14 protein-coding genes are annotated in these 17,911 nt (G+C 72.7%); 12 read left to right on the top strand and 2 right to left on the bottom strand.

Features of this window, described 5'->3' with window-relative positions:
* Nucleotides 1-5 precede the first annotated feature (5 nt).
* A complete protein-coding gene (deoC, locus tag OG357_RS14475) occupies nucleotides 6-965 on the bottom strand; it encodes a deoxyribose-phosphate aldolase (protein WP_317598598.1) in 960 nt (319 codons plus the stop codon).
* Nucleotides 966-1,216: 251 nt separating this feature from the next.
* On the opposite strand from deoC, the gene OG357_RS14470 reads away from it, so the two are divergent.
* From OG357_RS14470 to OG357_RS14415, 12 genes are all read left to right on the top strand, one after another.
* Nucleotides 1,217-2,617 carry a hypothetical protein gene (locus OG357_RS14470; protein WP_329621547.1) on the top strand — a complete coding sequence of 467 codons (1,401 nt, stop codon included), beginning with the start codon at nucleotides 1,217-1,219 and terminating at the stop codon, nucleotides 2,615-2,617.
* A gap of 104 nt (nucleotides 2,618-2,721) precedes the next feature.
* Nucleotides 2,722-3,357 carry a class F sortase gene (locus OG357_RS14465; RefSeq protein WP_329621546.1) on the top strand — a complete coding sequence of 212 codons (636 nt, stop codon included), beginning with the start codon at nucleotides 2,722-2,724 and terminating at the stop codon, nucleotides 3,355-3,357.
* A gap of 34 nt (nucleotides 3,358-3,391) precedes the next feature.
* Nucleotides 3,392-4,081: a PH domain-containing protein gene (locus OG357_RS14460; RefSeq protein ID WP_329621545.1), complete on the top strand. Its 690-nt coding sequence runs from the start codon at nucleotides 3,392-3,394 to the stop codon at nucleotides 4,079-4,081.
* 212 nt (nucleotides 4,082-4,293) lie between these two features.
* The gene (locus OG357_RS14455; RefSeq protein WP_329621544.1) at nucleotides 4,294-4,665 is read left to right on the top strand and encodes a DUF1508 domain-containing protein; all 372 of its coding nucleotides are present in this window, start codon (nucleotides 4,294-4,296) and stop codon (nucleotides 4,663-4,665) included.
* A gap of 78 nt (nucleotides 4,666-4,743) precedes the next feature.
* Nucleotides 4,744-5,784 carry a phosphate ABC transporter permease subunit PstC gene (pstC, locus tag OG357_RS14450; protein WP_329621543.1) on the top strand — a complete coding sequence of 347 codons (1,041 nt, stop codon included), beginning with the start codon at nucleotides 4,744-4,746 and terminating at the stop codon, nucleotides 5,782-5,784.
* A gap of 12 nt (nucleotides 5,785-5,796) precedes the next feature.
* Complete coding sequence (gene pstA / locus OG357_RS14445; protein WP_329621542.1) at nucleotides 5,797-7,041, top strand: phosphate ABC transporter permease PstA; 1,245 nt, start codon at nucleotides 5,797-5,799, stop codon at nucleotides 7,039-7,041.
* Nucleotides 7,038-8,951 carry a phosphate ABC transporter substrate-binding protein PstS gene (gene pstS / locus OG357_RS14440; protein ID WP_329621541.1) on the top strand — a complete coding sequence of 638 codons (1,914 nt, stop codon included), beginning with the start codon at nucleotides 7,038-7,040 and terminating at the stop codon, nucleotides 8,949-8,951. The genes pstA and pstS overlap by 4 nt, the downstream gene beginning before the upstream one ends.
* Complete coding sequence (locus OG357_RS14435; RefSeq protein ID WP_329621540.1) at nucleotides 8,948-11,584, top strand: hypothetical protein; 2,637 nt, start codon at nucleotides 8,948-8,950, stop codon at nucleotides 11,582-11,584. The genes pstS and OG357_RS14435 overlap by 4 nt, the downstream gene beginning before the upstream one ends.
* A gap of 130 nt (nucleotides 11,585-11,714) precedes the next feature.
* Nucleotides 11,715-12,689: a substrate-binding domain-containing protein gene (locus tag OG357_RS14430; protein ID WP_329621539.1), complete on the top strand. Its 975-nt coding sequence runs from the start codon at nucleotides 11,715-11,717 to the stop codon at nucleotides 12,687-12,689.
* Between the two features lie 122 nt (nucleotides 12,690-12,811).
* Nucleotides 12,812-14,146 (top strand): hypothetical protein, encoded by a 1,335-nt coding sequence (locus OG357_RS14425; RefSeq protein ID WP_329621538.1) that lies wholly within the window; start codon nucleotides 12,812-12,814, stop codon nucleotides 14,144-14,146.
* On the top strand, nucleotides 14,143-15,021 hold the full coding sequence (locus OG357_RS14420; RefSeq protein ID WP_329621537.1) for a sortase: 879 nt from the start codon (nucleotides 14,143-14,145) through the stop codon (nucleotides 15,019-15,021). The genes OG357_RS14425 and OG357_RS14420 overlap by 4 nt, the downstream gene beginning before the upstream one ends.
* Before the next feature lie 56 nt (nucleotides 15,022-15,077).
* Complete coding sequence (locus tag OG357_RS14415; RefSeq protein WP_443066808.1) at nucleotides 15,078-15,908, top strand: phosphate ABC transporter ATP-binding protein; 831 nt, start codon at nucleotides 15,078-15,080, stop codon at nucleotides 15,906-15,908.
* Nucleotides 15,909-16,016: 108 nt separating this feature from the next.
* Here the strand turns inward: OG357_RS14415 and OG357_RS14410 are convergent, their stop codons facing one another.
* A complete protein-coding gene (locus tag OG357_RS14410) occupies nucleotides 16,017-17,669 on the bottom strand; it encodes a phospho-sugar mutase (RefSeq protein WP_329621536.1) in 1,653 nt (550 codons plus the stop codon).
* Nucleotides 17,670-17,911 lie beyond the last annotated feature (242 nt).

Raw genomic sequence — 17,911 nt, 5'->3', positions numbered from 1 at the left:
GTTGATCAGTCCACCGTCACGTAATCGGGGCCGGAGTAACGGCCGGTCGCCAGCTTCTGGCGCTGCATCAGCAGGTCGTTGAGCAGGCTGGAAGCGCCGAAGCGGAACCAGTGGTTGTCCAGCCAGTCCTCGCCCACGGTCTCGTTGACGAGCACCAGGAACTTGATGGCTTCCTTGGTGTTGCGGATGCCGCCGGCCGGCTTCACGCCGATCTGCACGCCGGTCTGCGCGCGGAAGTCCCGCACGGCCTCCAGCATGAGCAGGGTGTTGGCGGGGGTGGCGTTGACCGCGACCTTGCCGGTCGAGGTCTTGATGAAGTCCGCGCCGGCCATCATGCCGAGCCAGGAGGCGCGGCGGATGTTGTCGTACGTGGACAGCTCGCCGGTCTCGAAGATCACCTTGAGGCGGGCGCGGTCGCCGCACTCCGCCTTGATCGCGGCGATCTGCTCGTAGACCTTCAGGTAGTGGCCGGAGAGGAACGCGCCGCGGTCGATGACCATGTCGATCTCGTCGGCGCCCGCGGCGATGGCGTCCGCCGTGTCGGCCAGCTTCACGGGGAGCGCGGCGCGCCCGGCCGGGAAGGCGGTGGCGACCGAGGCGACCTTGACGCCGGAGCCCGCGACGGCGGCCTTGGCGGTGGCCACCATGTCGGGGTAGACGCAGACGGCGGCGGTCGTCGGGGTCGTACGGTCGGTCGGATCGGGGTTGACGGCCTTGGCGGCGAGCGCCCGGACCTTGCCCGGGGTGTCCGCGCCTTCGAGCGTCGTCAGGTCGATCATGGAAATGGCCAGGTCGATGGCGTAGGCCTTCGCCGTGGTCTTGATCGAGCGGGTGCCGAGGGACGCGGCGCGCGCCTCCAGGCCGACGGCATCGACGCCGGGCAGCCCGTGGAGGAAGCGGCGCAGCGCACCGTCGGACGCGGTCACGTCGGCGAATGCGGAAGCTGCGGATGCAGTGGTGGGCATGGTCACCAGTCGAGCATATCTACGCGCGTAGCGACCTGTACAGGGGAGCTCTGTCATCGAGCCCGAGGTCACAGGGGGTCCTGCGGCGTGGTGACTCCTGTCACACGCCCGTGACATGGAGCGGACGACTCCTGAATACAAGATCATTAGATTTTTTCTTGCAGCCAGCCAGACCTCACCGGAAACAGTCGGACCGAGAAAAAGCGGCATGCGACTCAGCCTTGTCACTCACCTGAATCACAGGAGTCGTTATGCGCACCGCCCTTCGCACCGCCGTCGCCGTCGCCCTCGTCGCGGGCGTCGCGATCACCACTCCGGCGCTCACCGCGGGTGCCGCCCTCGCCGCCGACGGGCCGGTGACCGCGAAGCAGGCCGCGCAGTCGGCCGGGAAGCCGGCGGGGACGTCGGATGCGAAGTCGGATGCGCAGTCGGCCGGGAAGTCGGCTGGGGAGTCGGACGCGAAGCCGGCCGCGAAGCCGGCCGCGAAGTCGGCCGCCACGCCCGCTCCGACCGCGACCGTCGCGGCTCCGCCTGTCTCGGCTCCGGCCACGACGGCTCCGGCGACCTCGGCTCCGGCCGCCGTGCCGTCGGCCGGCTCCGCGAAGGGCACGCTCGTCCGTACGCAGACCCTCATCACCGGCACCGTCGTCAAGATCTACAAGGTCAACGCCCTGCACTACCGCGCCGAGCTCTTCCGCCAGGGTCACCCGGTCGGGGTCCTCGACGCGAACACCCGCTCCGCCGCCGGACAGGACAACGGCGAGTTCCTCGTCCTGAACCCGGACGGCACCATCCACAACTGGATCGGCAACATCGCCCCCGGCGTGCCCGGCATCTACCGGCTCGACGACGGCACCGTCGTCGAGCTCGGCAAGAAGAACGGCGTCTTCGGCCTTCAGCTCATCGACACCGCCACCGACAAGGGCAGCGGCTACATCTACGTCCACGCCGGCACCAAGGTCTACTTCTTCGGCAAGGCCGTCGTCGTCCTGCACGAGGGCGGCTCGTTCTCCGCCTACGTCCCCGGCTCGTCGAAGCAGGCCGCCCCGCAGCCGTACGGCATGGGCAGCAACGGCCAGGGCGAGCCCGCCCCGGTCGACAAGGACACGCTCGGCGCGTGCACGATCGCCTCGACCGTCAGCATCGGCGCGGGCGCGAAGGCCAAGCTGATCATGAGCCCGCAGGGTCCGAAGGCCAAGCTCACCACCGCGGACGCCAACGGCGCCGACAAGGTCTTCGCGACCCTCGACCGGAAGCACCCCGCGCTGCCGAAGAGCGCCGGCATCGTCGCCCGGATCGTCGCCGCGAACAGCACCGCTCCGTCGCTCTACACCAAGGTCGAGGGCGGCACGGCCAAGGGCGCCACGCACGCCTTCCCGAAGCTGCCGAAGGGCTGCAAGCTCGCCCCGGTCAAGGGCGCCGTCACGAACGGCACCGGCAGGGCCGGGGGCACCGGCGCCACCGTGCACGCGGGCCAGACCTCCGTCATCCCGCGCGGCGGCGTCGCGGCCGGTGCCGAGTTCGGCACCGAGGCCGCCGGTAGCCAGGGCGGCTCCACCGTCCTGATCGCCGTCGGCGCGGGCGCGGCCTCGGCCACCGCCGTGGGCCTCGGCTTCGTCGCCCTGCGCCGCCGGGCAGCCGCCCGCGTCTGAGCCGTCCCTTGTCTCCTCGCCCTTGACCCGAGCAGGAGCACCTCACCCCAGACCGGCCGTCGCACCCGTGCGGCGGCCGGTCACACCCCGTCCGGAGTCGTCCCGTGAGCGCCCGTCCCCGTTCTCGTACCACCGCGGCCCTCCTCGTCGTGGCCGCCCTCACCGGGCTCGTCGGCTGCTCGGCCGGGGCCGCGCCCACCGCCGCCACCCCGCCCGCGCGCGTCGCCGAGGCCACCGCGCCCGCGCCGACGGCGAGCACCGCCCCCGTCCGGCCGCTGGCCCGCTCGCTGCCCGTCCGCGTCCAGGTGCCCAGCGCGGGCGTGGACACCGGCCCCGTCCTGGAACTGGGCCTCGCCGCCGACGGCACCGTCGAGGTGCCCTCGGTCGCGGACGCCGACCGCATCGGCTGGTACGACAAGGGCGTCACGCCCGGCGAGACCGGCCCCGCCGTCCTCATCGGCCATTTCGACACCGCCCGCGGCCCCGCCGTCCTGAAGAACGTCTCGCGGGTCCGGGTGGGCGACGAGATCGCCGTGACCCGGGCGGACGGCAAGGTCGCCGTGTTCCGGGTCAGGGAGCTGGAGCAGGTCGACAAGAAGACCTTCCCGACGGCCAAGGTGTACGGCGACACCACGCGCCCCGAGCTGCGCCTCGTCACCTGTGGCGGAGAGCTGGTCGACGGCCACCGGCCCGACAACATCATTCTGTACGCGGATCTCGTGGCCACGCGGGCCGCCTGAGCCCTCACCGGCCCGCTGAGGCAGAATCGGCGGCATGACGACCCCGGAGCCGACCCCCGAGCCGACCCCTGAGCCGACCCCCGAGGCAGGCAACGAGCCGAAGCCGGAGGCCGGGCAGCAGTTCGCCGACCGCGTCTTCCGCTCGCCCCTCGGCATCGCGAGCGGTGTGTTCCTGCTGATCCTCGCGGTCCTCTTCAGCGGCGACGCGCTGATCCGGGGCGAGGGCCGGACTCCCTGGCTCGCGCTCGCGGGGGTCGTCCTCGCCGTCCCGCTGATCGTCGCCTTCACGATCCGGCCCGCCGTGTACGCCAACGACCGGCGGCTCCGCATCCGCAACCCGTTCCGGTCGATCACGCTGCCCTGGGCCTCCGTCGCCGACCTCCGCGCCGGCTACTCCACCGAGGTCTTCACGCAGGAGGGCGCCAAGTACCAGCTGTGGGCCGTCCCCGTCTCGCTGCGGAAGCGGAAGACCGCGGCGCGGCGTGCCGCCCGCGCCTCGCAGGACGACCCCCACGGCCGTACCTCCGTCACCGCCGACGTACGGGACCACGCGTCCCGGAGCGCGCCCGGCGACCAGACCGTCGCCGATCTGCGCGAGCTCGCCGCGCTCCACGCCGGCGACCCGGGCGCGCAGGGCGAGCCGCAGGTGCGCTGGGCGTACGAGATCATCGCCCCCGCGGTCGCCGGGCTGCTGCTGCTCGTGATCCTCCTCGCGACGGGCTGATCCTCCTCGCCACGGGCTGATCCTCCTCGCGACCGGCCGCCCCACCCAGCCCGCCCCGACCGGCCCCGCCCCGGCCCCGGGGCGGGTGCCCACGTCGCCGGTGTCCAAGGGGCAACGGTCCGGTGAAGCGTGCCACCGGCAATTCGTTTAGCACCCAACTTTCACCCCCGTCTCAATAGATTGCGCTTGCCGAGACTGTGGGGGTGGGGGCGATGACCAAGGACACCGGTGTGTCCACGACGCGCTGTCTGGTCGACTTAACGACCGACGGGCGGTACGGATGGCGACTCGTCGCCCAGAACGGACGGGTCGTCGCGCGGTCGGGGGGCTGCTACGACGACCACGACGAATGCAGGGACGCCTTCCTGGCCCTGTGCGCCGGACACGCCGCCATGGCCGGCGGGGTGCAGCACACCGCCGGCGGCAACGGCTGGGTCTGGCTGCTGCGCGACGCCGAGGGGCGGACCACCGCCCTCTCCGGGCGTTCCTACGAGCGGCACTCCACATGTCGTACCGCGTACCAGCGCTTCCGGACCCTGCTCGCCGCCGAAGGCGAGCGATGGACGACAACTGTCTTGTGGTGAACGGAAGTTGCCCCGCGCACGCCCCTCGTTCACGTCTCGTGGCGCACACGTCAACCAGGCGGGACTTACGTCCTTCCCGTGACCACCGAGACCCTTGACCCGCTGCCCGGACCGCCGGCCGGCACACCGGCGGACCCGCCGCCCGACACGCCGCGACGGCTCCACGCCGACCCCGGCCTTCCCGACCGGGTCTTCCGCACCGTCGCCCGCACCGGCGGCGGCCTCGTCCTCGCGGTCATGCTCCTCGTCGGCGGCTTCCTGCTCCTGCGCGCCTGGCAGGCCCTCGACCGCGCCGGATTCTCCTTCCTCAGCACCGAGAGCTGGGAGCCCGACGCCGGCCGCTTCGGCATCGCCGCCGTCCTCCTCGGCACGATCCTCATCGCCCTCGTCGCGATCGTCGTCGCCGTCCCGCTCGCCACCGGCGCCGCGCTCTACATCTCCGAGTACGCCGCGCCCCGCCTGCGCCGCACGCTCGTCTCCACCGTCGACCTCATGGCCGCCGTGCCCTCCGTCGTCTACGGCCTGTGGGGCGTCTTCTGGCTGGAGGAGTCGATCCTCCCGATCGCCCGCTGGATCTCCGCCTACCTGGGCTGGATCCCGTTCCTCCGGGTCGACGGCGCCGACCCCGACGACCCGCTCGCCCCGCCCACCGTCTACACCTCGTCCACCTTCGTCGCCGGCCTCGTCGTCGCGATGATGGTCGCGCCGATCATCTGCTCGATCATGCGCGAGGTCTTCTCCCAGGCGCCGGCCGGCGAACGCGAGGGCGCCTACGCGCTCGGCGCCACCCGCTGGGGCATGATCCGCAGCGTCGTCCTGCCCTTCGGCAGGGGCGGCATGATCGGCGGCACCATGCTCGGCCTCGGCCGGGCCCTCGGCGAGACCATCGCCGTCTACATGGTCATCTCGCAGGTCTTCACCATCCAGTGGCACGTCCTGCAGACCGGCACGAGCTCGGTGTCCTCCCTCATCGCCCTGCGCTACGGCGAGGCCACCCCCTTCGGCATGTCCGCGCTCATGGCCGCCGGCTTCGCGCTCTTCGTCATGACCCTGATCGTCAACTTCGCCGCCTCGTCCATCGTCGCCCGCAGCCGCTCCGGCGCCACCAGCGACGCGTAAGGGGACAAGAACATGACCATCGCCCCCGAGCGGCCCCCGGTGAGCCCGCCCGCCGTGCCGCCCCCGCCGTCGTCCTCCTCCGCGCCCGGACCCGAGCGGCGGCGCTCCACCGGCAGCCTGCGCTCCACCGACGTGTACGCCGTGCTCGGCGCCGCGGCCGCCTCGCTCGCCCTCACCTGGCTGCTCTTCGCCCGCCTGCTGCCCTTCAGCGGCGCCGTCGGCTTCGTCCTCGTCGCGTACGTCCTCTTCCTCGGGCTGTACGCGCTCCTCGTCTCCTTCGACGAGGACGGGCCCGCCGTCCGCGACCGGATCGCCGGGGTCGTCGTGCGCAGCCTGGGGCTCGTGCTCCTCGCCGTCCTCGTCTTCGTCGTCGCCTTCACCCTGTGGGAGGGCCGCGAGGCCCTCGTCCACCTCAACTTCTTCACCGAGGACATGAGCCTCGCCGGCCCCCTCGAACCGCTCGACGTCGGCGGCATCCTGCACGCCGTCGTCGGCACCCTCGAACAGGTCGGCATCGCCCTCGCGCTCACCGTGCCCTCCGGGATCGTCTGCGCGGTCTTCCTCAACGAGGTGCCCGGCCCCTTCGCGCGGCTCGTCCGCACGATCGTCGAGGCCATGACGGCGCTGCCGTCGATCGTCGCGGGCCTCTTCATCTACGCGACCGTCATCCTGGCCCTGGGCACGGAGCGGTCCGGCTTCGCCGCCTCGCTCGCCCTCTCCGTGATGATGCTCCCGATCATCATCCGCGCCGCCGACGTCGTCATCCGGCTGGTCCCCGGCACGCTGCGGGAGGCCTCGTACGCCATGGGGTCCTCGCGCTGGCGCACGGTCTGGCACGTCGTCCTGCCGACCGCCCGCTCCGGTCTGACCACCGCCGTCATCCTCGGCACCGCGCGCGGCGTGGGCGAGACCTCGCCCGTGCTGCTGACCGCCGGCTTCACCGCCGAGCTGAACGCGCTGCCGACCTCCGGCGCCCAGGTCTCCCTGCCGCTCGCCACCTTCGAGCTCGTCAAGTCACCCGAACCGAACATGATCGCCCGCGGCTTCGGCACCGCCGCCGTCCTCATGCTGCTCGTCCTGCTGCTCTTCGTCCTCGCCCGGATCGCGGGCGGCCGCGGCCCCGGGCAGCTGACGAAGCGCCAGGAGCGGCGCAGGGCCGAGGCGTCCCGGAAGGACGCGGCCCGGCAGGCCGCCGCCCCCCGGAGCGCTGCCCGGCCGGGCCGATCCGTACCCGCACCGTCGAGGAGTACGCCGTGAGACCCGTCCCCGCCACCCGCAGCCTCCTGGGGCTCGCCGCCGCCCTGTGCGCGCTGCTCGCCCTCCTCGTCCGCCCGCCCGCCGCCCAGGCCGCCGGATACACCAAGATCACCGGCTCCGGCTCGACCTGGAGCTCCAACGCCGTCGAGCAGTGGCGCCGCAACATCGGCGCCAACATCGGACTGACCGTCAACTTCAACGCCAACGGCTCCTCCCAGGGCCGCGAGCAGTTCAAGAACGGCACCGTCGACTTCGCCGTCTCCGAGATCCCGTACGGCCTCAAGGACGGCAGCGCCACCGACGTACCGCCGGGCCGCGGCTATGCGTACATGCCGATCGTCGCGGGCGGCACCGCCTTCATGTACAACCTCCGGATAGGCGGCCGGCAGGTCACCAACCTGCGCCTCTCCGGCTCCGTCCTGGCCCGCATCTTCACCGGGCAGCTGACCATGTGGAACGCGCCCGAGATCAAGGCCGACAACCCCGGCCTCACCCTCCCGGCCCGCCGCATCGTGCCCGTCGTGCGCTCCGACGGCTCGGGCACCACCGCCCAGTTCACCACCTGGCTCGCCAAGGAGCACGGCGGCGTCTGGGACGACTACTGCCGGCGCGCGGGCCGCCAGACGCCCTGCGGCATGACCTCCTACTTCCCCGTCGCGCCCGGCGCCACGGCCGTCGCCAAGTCCGGCTCGCTCGGAGTCTCCGCACACGTCCGCCAGCCGCAGGGCGAGGGCGCCATCACCTACGTCGAGTACTCGTACGCCGTGAACGCCCACTTCCCGGTCGCCAAGATCCTCAACTCCGCCGGGTACTACGTCGAGCCGACCGCCTCCAGCGTCGCCGTCGCCCTGCTCGACGCCCGCATCAACGAGAACAAGTCCTCGACCGACTACCTGACCCAGATCCTCGACGACGTCTACCGGTCGAAGGACTCGCGCAGCTACCCGCTCTCCAGCTACAGCTACATGGTCGTCCCCACCACGGAGACCGCCCCGCACACCAAGGAGAAGGGCCGCTCGCTCGGCACCTTCGCCCGCTACTTCCTCTGCGAGGGCCAGCAGCAGGCCGAGGAGCTCGGCTACTCGCCGCTGCCGAGGAACCTCGTCCAGGCCGGCTTCGAACAGGTCCGCCGGATACCCGGGGCGCCCACCGGCGCCGTCGACCTCTCCGACTGCCGCAACCCCACCTTCTCGGCGGACGGCACCAACACCCTCGCCAAGAACGCGCCGAGGCCGAAGGACTGCGACAAGCGCGGTGCGACCCAGTGTGCCGACGGCACCGGCGGCGCGCGCGGCACGGCCACGCCGGTGAACAACGGCGGGTCGAGCGGGGGAGGGACCGCCAACGGCGGTTCCAGCAACGGCGGCTCCACCTCCGGGACGTCGACGGGCGGGAACGGGAACGGGAACGGGGGCTCCGGTACGGGCTCGGGCTCCGGCGGCTCGGGTTCCTCCACCGGCGGCGGCGCCACGGGCTCCGGCACCGGCGGCTCCGGTACGGGCGGGACCGGCGGCTCCGGTACGGGCTCGGGCTCCGGGTCCTCGACCGGCGGGGGCGGTACGGGTTCGGGCACCGGCTCCGGCTCGGGCTCCGCGACCGGCGGCGGTACGGGCTCCGGTGCCGCGACCGGCGGGACCGGCGGCGCCGCCGTCGACCCCGACACGGGCGAGATCCTCACCGGCGGCTCCGACGGCGGCGCCACGGGCGGCGGCGGCACGGGCACCGGACAGGACTCCGGCGGCGGCATGATCGTCGGCACCCCCGTCACCCTCGCCGCCGACACGGGCGCCGGACTGCGCGGGCTGCTCATGGCGCTCTCCGCCGTCCTGCTGCTCGCCACGGTCATCGCACCCCCGCTCGTCGGCCGCGCCCTCGCGGCCCGCGCCCGGCGCGACGGAGGCACCCGATGAGGAACTCCACCCGACGTCGCACCGCCGGCCTCGGCGCGCTCCTCGCCGCCGTCGTGCTCGCCCTGGTCCCACTGCCCCAGGACACCGTCGCGGTCGCCGCCGAGCCGGAGAGCTCGGCGATGACGAAGCGCGGCACGGCAGGCCCGTACGACGACTTCTCCGGCCTGGAGGTGACCGTCCACCAGACGGAGAACCTGCGGGCCCAGGGCCTGAAGGTCACGTGGAAGGGCGGGAAGCCGACGAAGGGCAGGAACACCGACTACCTCCAGATCATGCAGTGCTGGGGGGACGATCCGGCGGGGCCGAAACGAGAGCAGTGCCAGTTCGGCGCCGGGGCCACGGGCAACATCGACTACGGCACACACATCGTCAGGCGTGAGCTCGTGGTCGGCACCGACCCGCTGGAGAAGGAGTACGACGAGCTGATCCCGAGCCCGGAGTACCCGGGGCAGATGTCCCAGCCGTTCATTCCCTTCACCCCGGTCTCGGGCCCGCCGACGACGAAGGCCACCGACTGGACGTACTTCAGCTCCAACGACACGAACGAGGAGTTCTTCGTCACCACCCAGCCCGACGGCACGGGCGAGGCGGCCATCCACCTCCAGTCCACGCGGGAGGCCCCGCACCTCGGCTGCGGCGACCCCGTCGGCACGGGTGGGAACGTCCGCGGCAGGGGCTGCTGGCTCGTCGTCGTGCCGCGCGGCTCCCACGAGCCGGACGGCTCGACCGGCAACAACCAGCGCCCCCACACCTCGCCGCTCTCCACGACCAACTGGAACCAGCGGATCGTCTTCCCGCTCGACTTCCTGCCGGTCCGTGAGGCATGCCCGACCGACAAGGCGGAGCGTCGCATGACCGGCTCCGAGCTGGTCACGGACGCGATCACCTCCTGGCAGGCGGCGCTGTGCGCGGACGGGACCACCCGCTTCACCTTCACCCAGCGCGGCGAGGACCTGGCGCGGGGCAACCTGCTGAACCCCACCACCACCTCGCCCGGCCTCGCCTTCACCGTCGAGCCCGTGGAGGGCGGGGAGAAAGCGGGGTTCGTGCACGCACCGGTCGCCGTCAACGCGCTCACCGTGGGTCTCTACTGGGAGGCCGACGCGATCGGTCTCGTCAAGGACCTGAAGCTGAGCGCCCGGCTGTTGGCGAAGGTGCTCACGTACTCGTATCCGTCCGACATCCGGCTCCTCAGCAACACGGCCCCGGCGCCGGACCACGTGAAGGGGAACCCGGGGTCCATCGTCCGGGATCCGGAGTTCCAGAAGCTCAACCCGGATTTCCAGCGGGTCGTGCAGGCGGTCGGGAATTACCCCGGCGGAATTCTGCTCTCCGCCGAGCGTTCGGACACGACGAGGGTCGTCTGGGACTATCTGCGGGGCGATGCGGAAGCGCGCGCCTTCCTCGAAGGGAAGCCGGACCCCTGGGGGATGAAAGTCAACCCCTACTTCAAGGATCTGGGGCTCGTCACCGACGGTTCCGATGAATTCCCGAAGGCCGATCCCACCGAGACGGAACTCGTCAACGGCGAATTGAAGATCCGGTACGGGATCACCGAGCGCTCGCCGTACGCGATCGACATGCACGACGCCGCCCGCTCGGTCCGGCGAGGGACCAACAACGCCAAGGACCGGGAGGCCCACGACTCGATCACCAACGGTCTGAAGCTCGTCGGCGGCGACATCCTCCCCGGCTCCCGCCGCGCCTACGGCATCACCGACGCGGCCTCGGCGTCCCGCTACCAACTCCAGATCGCCGCCCTGCCGAACGCCGACGGTACGTACGTCCGGCCCACGACCTCGTCCATGCTCAAGGCCGTCGAGCAGTTCAAGGACTCGGCCGTGCCCGGGGTCCTCGCCCCGGACCCCGGTCGGGCCAAGGGCGGTGCCTACCCCTTGACGATGGTGGCCTACGCGGCCGCCTCCACCGGCCTTCCGGCCGACGCGCGCAAGGACTACGCGCGCGTGATGCGGTACGCGGCGGGAGCGGGGCAGAAGCAGGGCACCGCCCCCGGTGAGCTGCCCTTCGGCTACGCGCCGATGCCCGCGAAGCTGAAGCTCCAGGCGGAGGCCGCGGCCGGCCGCCTGGAGCGGGGGGTCCCGGCGGGGCCGGGCACGACGACCGGAGGTGCGGGCTCCGGCTCGGGTTCCGGTTCCGGGTCAGGCGGCGGAACGGGCGCAGGGTCCGGTTCGGCGTCCGGCGGGACGACGGGCTCCGGCTCGGGGCCGGGCTCGGGCTCCGGCTCGGGCTCCGGGTCGGGCGGCACGACGGGCGCCTCGGGCTCGGCCTCCGGTGCCGGATCCGACTCGGGCTCGGGCGGCGGGGGCGCGAGCGGCGGTACGGCCGGAAACACGGACACGAGCGCGGCTGCCACCACCCGGCCGTCCTCCGCAGCACCGCCGGCCTCCGGCGGCGGCGGGAACGGCTCCGGGGGCGCACCGGGGGAGAAGCTCGCCGACACCGGCAGCACCCCCTCCCAGGTGCTCGGCGTCATCCGCTGGGTCCTTCTCGCAGTCCTCCTCGTCGGCGGAATCGCCGGCCTCGCGGGACCGGCCGTCCTGGGGTTCGCCGGCCGCCGCCGAATTCCCTTGGATTCACCTAGGACAGGAATTCGTCACCTGAAGAGCGACTGAACGTGGTGGCTCCTGGAACCGCCCGTACGGAATTGTTGTTCCCGGCCGGTCGACGGGTCGGCCGGGAAAACAATCCGGATTTTCTTGTACGTCCATTCCATGACATCCGTTTCCACGGAGGAGATCAGAAGTGAACGTCAAGTCCCGCGCTCGTATCGGTGCTGCCCTCGGTGTGGCCGCCCTCGGTCTCGGTGTCGCCCTCGCCCCCGCCGCGCAGGCCGACCCCAACCCGATCACCCAGTACCGCACCCTGGCCGGTACCGGCTCCGACACGACCCAGGACGTCCTGAACGGCCTCGGCAACGTCGTCGTCAACGCCGTGAACCAGAAGATCATCGCCTCCTGGGACGCCACCGGCTCCGCCACCATCAAGACCAAGGCGACCGGCTGTGTGATCAACCGCCCCAACGGCTCCTCGGCCGGCATCGACGCCCTGCGCAACGCCGTGGACACCAACTCCGGCTGCCTCGACTTCGCCCGCTCCTCGCGCGGCCCGGTCGACACCAGCACCACGGACCTGACCTGGATCCCCTTCGCCAAGGACGCGGTGTCCTGGGTGAAGCGCTCCGACAGCGCCCTGCCGTCCGACCTGACGGCGGTCCAGCTGAAGGGCATCTACGAGTGCACCACCACGTCCCTCAACGGTGTGGCGCTCACCCCGATCCTGCCGCAGGCCAACTCCGGCACCCGTCAGTTCTTCCTCTCCTCCATCGGTGTGACCACGCCGGGCGCCTGCGTCCAGCAGGGTGTCCAGGAGAACGACGGCACGGTCCTCGACACGGCCGGTGACATCGCGCCGTACTCCGTCGCCCAGTACACGGCGCAGGAGAAGGCCGTCGTCACGGACCGCCGCGGCGCCGCCGTGCTCGGCTCCGTCGGCACCGTCGCGCCCCGCAACGCCGACAAGACGCTCAACCTCTCCTTCCCCTTCACCCGTGACGTCTACAACGTCGTCCCGACCGCGAAGCTGACGAACGCCACGATCGCCTCCACCTTCGTCGGCTCGACCTCCAAGGTCTGCGCCGCCGGCACGACGATCGCCAACTACGGCTTCGGCACCCTCGGCACCGCCTGCGGCGCCACGACCGTCAAGGGCGAGCGCTGATCACCACGCTCCCGTAACCGCGCAACGGCCGGGCACCCCAGGGTGCCCGGCCCCACGGCGTACCCGTACACCCGTCGTCCGTCTCCATCCGATCCGATTCCGACTCCTCCGGGGGACCCCGCATGAACCGCCCGGCACCACTCCGCTCACCCGTCGCGCTCCTCACGGCGCTCGCCCTCGTCTGCGGCGCCCTCGCCGCCGTCCTCGCGCTGGCCGTCCCCGCCAAGGCCCTCACCGTGCTCGGGAGTTTCACGCTCCAGGGCGGATCGGGCAGCATCTCCTCTCACCCGGTCGCCACCGGCGTGACGACCACCGGTGGCTGCCCCGCGAGGGAGGCCACCGACCCGTACGTCGTGGGCCGGCTCGTCGTCGTCAACCCTGACGGTCTGGCGTTCGAGTTCCTCGGGAACATCGTCTCCAACGGTGAGCCGCTCAGTTCGGGACCGTTCACGCGCGCGCTCACCATCGAGGGTGAGCAGACGCTCAAGGAAGCGCTGCTGAAGTTCCGCACCGCCGACGCCCTCGACGGCCGCTACGAGCTCCGCCTCCACTGCCGCCCGGCCGGCGGTAGCGACAGCCTGGACTACTTCTCCACGACGATCGAGGTCACCGGCGACACCTGGGCCCCGATCGCCCAGAGGGCCACGGTCATCGATCTCGCCTTCGACCCCGCGCGGCCCGTCGTCGGCGGCCAGGTCAAGCTCGTCGCGGACGTGCAGCCCAGGGACGCCGTCGGATCGGTGACCTTCCAGAAGTACGTGAACGACGAGTTCATCGACATCACCACCGTCGCCGTCGCCGCCGGAAAGGCCGAGACCACTCTCACCGGCCTCACGGCCGCCGACAACGGCCTGACACTGGTCGCCACGTTCACCCCCGCCGACCCCGAGGCCTTCACCGCCCGCCTCATCGGGAACACCCTGGAGGTGGGCGAGCCCACGCAGACGCCGACTCCCACAGGCACCGGCACCCCCACCCCGACCGGCACCGGCACGCCCACCCCCACCGGCACGCCGACCCCGACCGACGACCCCACCCCCACCGACACGCCCACACCGACGGACACGCCCAGCGGGACCCCGTCCGAGACCCCGAGCGGCACCGCGAGCCCCACCGGCACCGGTACGCCGTCGCCGACCGGCACCGCCGACGGTGACACCACGGGCGGCACCACGGGCGGCTCCGGCGACGGTACGTCCGGCGGTTCCGGTACCGGCGGCGGATCGGACTCGGGCGGATCCGGTACGAGCGGCGGATCCGGCACCAGCGGCTCCACAGGCGGATCCGGTTCCTCCGGCAACGGCAACACCACCACCAACGGCGGCAACGGCTCCCTCGCCGCCACCGGCGCCTCCTCCGCCGCGTCCGCCGCCCTCGGCTCGCTCGCGCTCTGCCTGCTCGGCGCCGCGGCCGTCCTCCAGAACCGCCGTCGCAAGGCGAAGGCCCCGCGCCCGTGACCACCGCAACGCCACCCGCAGCCGCCCCCCGCGCCGGGCTCGCCCTGGCCGGGGCGGCGCTGTGCGTCCTCGCCGCGCTCCTCATCGGCTTCGCCGCCAACCTGACCGTGGTCGGCCACCTCCAGCACGCCCGCGACCAGTCCACCGCCTACGACGACCTGCGCGAGCAACTCGCCCTCGGCACCGCACCCGTGGGCCAGTCCACGTACGACGGCAAGCCCCTCGCCCTCGGCGCCCCGGTCGCCCTCCTCCGCATCCCCGCGCTCGGCATCCGCGAGGTCGTCGCCGAGGGCACCACCTCCGGCGTCCTCATGTCGGGACCCGGCCACCGCCGGGACACGGCCCTGCCCGGCCAGGCCGGGGCCAGCGTGATCATGGGACGCCAATGGGGGTACGGCAGCCCGTTCAACGACGTCCACCGCCTGCCGGCCGGCGCCCGCGTCGAGGTGACGACCGGTCAGGGCAAGGCCGTGTACGAGGTGACGGCGATCCGCCGCCCCGGCGACCCGAACCCCACCCCCCTCGGCGCGGGGGAAGGACGCCTCACGCTGATGACGGCGAGCGGCGGCGCGTACACCCCCGAGGACGTGCTCCGCGTCGACGCCAAGCTGATCGGCGACGCGCAGCCCAGCCCCGCCCGGCCGCTGCGCCCCGGCTGGATCACCGCCGCCGAGAAGCCGCTCGCGGGCGAGTCCGACGTGTGGCCCGGGATCTTCCTCGGCGTCCAGGCGCTGCTCGCCGCCGCGATCCTCACCGTCCTCGCCCGCCGCCGCTGGGGCACCCGGCAGACCTGGGTCGCCGCCGTCCCGGTCCTCGTCGCCCTCGGGGTCCTCGTCTCCGGGCAGCTGACCCGGCTCCTCCCCAACCTCCTCTGACCGCAAGGGAGTCACCGCCCGTGACCGATCTCGCCGACACCGTCACCCTGCCGCCCGTGCCGTCCGGGCCGCCCGGGCCGTCCGGGCACGGGGACGCGCCGGTCCCGTCCCGCGCCGCCGCGCTCGAAGCCGACGCCGTGTCCGCCTGGTTCGGCGACCGCAAGGTCCTCGACCGGGTCTCGCTCGCCATGCCCGCCCGCGAGGTCACCGCCCTCATCGGCCCCTCCGGCTGCGGCAAGTCCACGTTCCTGCGCATCCTCAACCGGATGCACGAACTCACCGGCACCGCCTCGCTCGCCGGCCGGGTCCTCCTCGACGGCTCCGACATCTACGACCGGGGCCGCCGCATCACCCACGCCCGCCGCGAGATCGGCATGGTCTTCCAGAAGCCCAACCCGTTCCCCGCGATGTCCCTGTACGAGAACGTCCTCGCCGGCCTCAAGCTGGGCGGCATCCGGGCGGGCAAGGAGGCCAAGGACGACCTCGTCGAGGAGTGCCTGACGCGGGCCGGGCTCTGGAACGAGGTCAGGGACCGGCTGCGGCAGCCCGGCGGGGCGCTCTCCGGCGGCCAGCAGCAGCGCCTCTGCATCGCGCGCTCGCTCGCCGTCCGCCCCCGGGTCCTGCTCATGGACGAGCCCTGCTCGGCGCTCGACCCGACCTCCACCCGGCGCGTCGAGGAGACCATCGCCGAACTGAAGGCGGAGGTCACCGTCGTGATCGTCACCCACAACATGCAGCAGGCGGCCCGGGTCTCCGACTCCTGCGCGTTCTTCCTCGCGGAGCAGGGCACCCCCGGCGTGATCGTCGAGCACGGCCCGACGGAGACGATGTTCGGCTCGCCGAGGGACCCGCGGACCGCCGACTACGTCAACGGCCGCTTCGGCTGACGCGGACGGGAGCGGCGGATTTCACCCGGACGGCGGATTTCACCCGGACGGACGAAAGGGCCGGTACGGAATCACTCCCGTACCGGCCCCACGACGCACACCTCCGGGTCAGAGCCCCGCGGCCGCGCTCAGGTCCCGCTTGATCGCGGCCAGCAGCTCCGCGCCCTTCGCCCGCGCCGGCGCGAGCCCGCGTGCGTCGGCGACCGGCACGACGACCTCCAGGTAGCACTTGAGCTTGGGCTCGGTGCCGCTCGGGCGGACGATCACCCGGGCCTTGTAGTCGCCCTCCAGGTGGTAGCGCAGCCCGTCCGTCGGCGGCAGCGTCTCCGTGCCCTTCGTCAGGTCCTCCGCCGAGACGACGGTGAGACCGGCGAGGGAGACCGGCGGGCGCTCGCGGAGCGCGGCCATCGCGTTCGCGATGACCGACAGGTCCTCGACCCGCACCGACAGCTGGTCCGTGGCGTGCAGCCCGTGGGCCACCGCCAGGTCGTCGAGCAGGTCGAGGAGCGTGCGGTCCTGCTCCTTGAGGACCGAGGCCAGCTCGGCGACGAGCAGCGCCGCCGTGATGCCGTCCTTGTCGCGGACGCCCTCCGGGTCGACGCAGTAGCCGAGCGCCTCCTCGTAGCCGTACCGCAGCCCCTCGACGCGCGCGATCCACTTGAAGCCGGTCAGCGTCTCCTCGTACCCGACCCCGGCCGCCTCGGCGATCCGGCCCAGGAGGGAGGACGACACGATCGACTCGGCGAACACGCCGGTCGCGCCCTTGTGCACCAGGTGCGCGGCGAGCAGCGCGCCCACCTCGTCGCCGCGGAGCATCCGCCAGCCGCCCTCGACCGAGGCGTCCGGCACGGCCACCGCGCAGCGGTCGGCGTCCGGGTCGTTGGCGATGATCAGGTCGGGGTCCACGGCCCGGGCCGCCTCGAAGGCGAGGTCCATGGCACCCGGCTCCTCCGGGTTCGGGAAGGCGACCGTCGGGAACGCCGGGTCGGGCTCGGCCTGCGCGGCGACGAGCGCGGGCGGCGGGAAGCCGGCGCGGCCGAAGGCCGCCGTCAGGACGTCCTTGCCGACGCCGTGCATGGCCGTGTAGACGGTCCGCGCGGTCCGGGGGGACCCGGGCGTCAGGACGGCGTCCGTACGCGCCAGGTAGGCCTCCAGGACCTCGTCGCCGAGGGTCTCCCAGCCGGCCTCCGGGCGGGGCACGTCCGCGAGGGAGCGCACCGCGTCGATCTCGGCGGCGATCTCCGCGTCCGCGGGCGGCACGATCTGCGAGCCGTCGCCCAGGTAGACCTTGTAGCCGTTGTCGCGCGGCGGGTTGTGGCTCGCGGTCACCTCGACACCGGCGACGGCGCCCAGATGCCTTATGGCGTACGCGAGGACGGGCGTCGGCAGCGGGCGGGGGAGCACGGCCGCGCGGAGTCCGGCGCCGATCATCACGGCGGCGGTGTCGCGGGCGAAGTCGGCGGACTTGTAGCGGGCGTCGTAGCCGATCACGACGAGACCGCCGGTCTCGCCCTTGGCCTTCAGGTACGCGGCGAGGCCGGCGGCCGCGCGGATGACGACGGAACGGTTCATCCGCATGGGTCCTGCGCCGATCTCGCCCCGGAGTCCGGCGGTGCCGAACTGGAGCGTGCCGGCGAAGCGGGCGGCGAGCTCGTCGGTGTCGCCGGCCTCGATGAGCTTCGCGAGCTCCTCGCGCGTCTCGGTGTCGGGGTCCTCGGCGAGCCAGGCCTGGGCCCGGGCGAGGAGGTCGTCCTGCGTCACGGTGTGCCTTTCGGGGTTGCGGGGCGGGAGGGTGCGGGGCGGTGGGTGTGCCGCTGCGCGGAGCCTTTCCCCACCCCGCCCCTTCCCGTAACCGGTGGCTCTGCCCCCGGACCCCCGAGCCTCAAACGCCGGCGGGGCTGAATTTCCGTCCTTCGGGCGGAACCTTCAGCCCGCCCGGCGTTTGAGGGCACGGCCGAAGGCCGTACGGGGTCCGGGGGCTCGCCCCCGGTTACGGGAAGGGG

Source organism: Streptomyces sp. NBC_01255 (assembly GCF_036226445.1).
In the GTDB taxonomy this organism is placed as follows: domain Bacteria; phylum Actinomycetota; class Actinomycetes; order Streptomycetales; family Streptomycetaceae; genus Streptomyces.
The sequence above is the reverse complement of the archived record's forward strand: the minus strand, read 5'-3'. Positions and strand labels throughout refer to the sequence as shown.

What these genes read in the sequence shown, in the direction of transcription:
- deoC (WP_317598598.1), bottom strand. Translation starts at nt 965, where the DNA reads ATGCCCACCACTGCATCCGCAGCTTCCGCATTCGCCGACGTGACCGCG.
- OG357_RS14470 (WP_329621547.1), top strand. Translation starts at nt 1,217, where the DNA reads ATGCGCACCGCCCTTCGCACCGCCGTCGCCGTCGCCCTCGTCGCGGGC.
- OG357_RS14460 (WP_329621545.1), top strand. Translation starts at nt 3,392, where the DNA reads ATGACGACCCCGGAGCCGACCCCCGAGCCGACCCCTGAGCCGACCCCC.
- OG357_RS14455 (WP_329621544.1), top strand. Translation starts at nt 4,294, where the DNA reads ATGACCAAGGACACCGGTGTGTCCACGACGCGCTGTCTGGTCGACTTA.
- pstA (WP_329621542.1), top strand. Translation starts at nt 5,797, where the DNA reads ATGACCATCGCCCCCGAGCGGCCCCCGGTGAGCCCGCCCGCCGTGCCG.
- OG357_RS14435 (WP_329621540.1), top strand. Translation starts at nt 8,948, where the DNA reads ATGAGGAACTCCACCCGACGTCGCACCGCCGGCCTCGGCGCGCTCCTC.
- OG357_RS14425 (WP_329621538.1), top strand. Translation starts at nt 12,812, where the DNA reads ATGAACCGCCCGGCACCACTCCGCTCACCCGTCGCGCTCCTCACGGCG.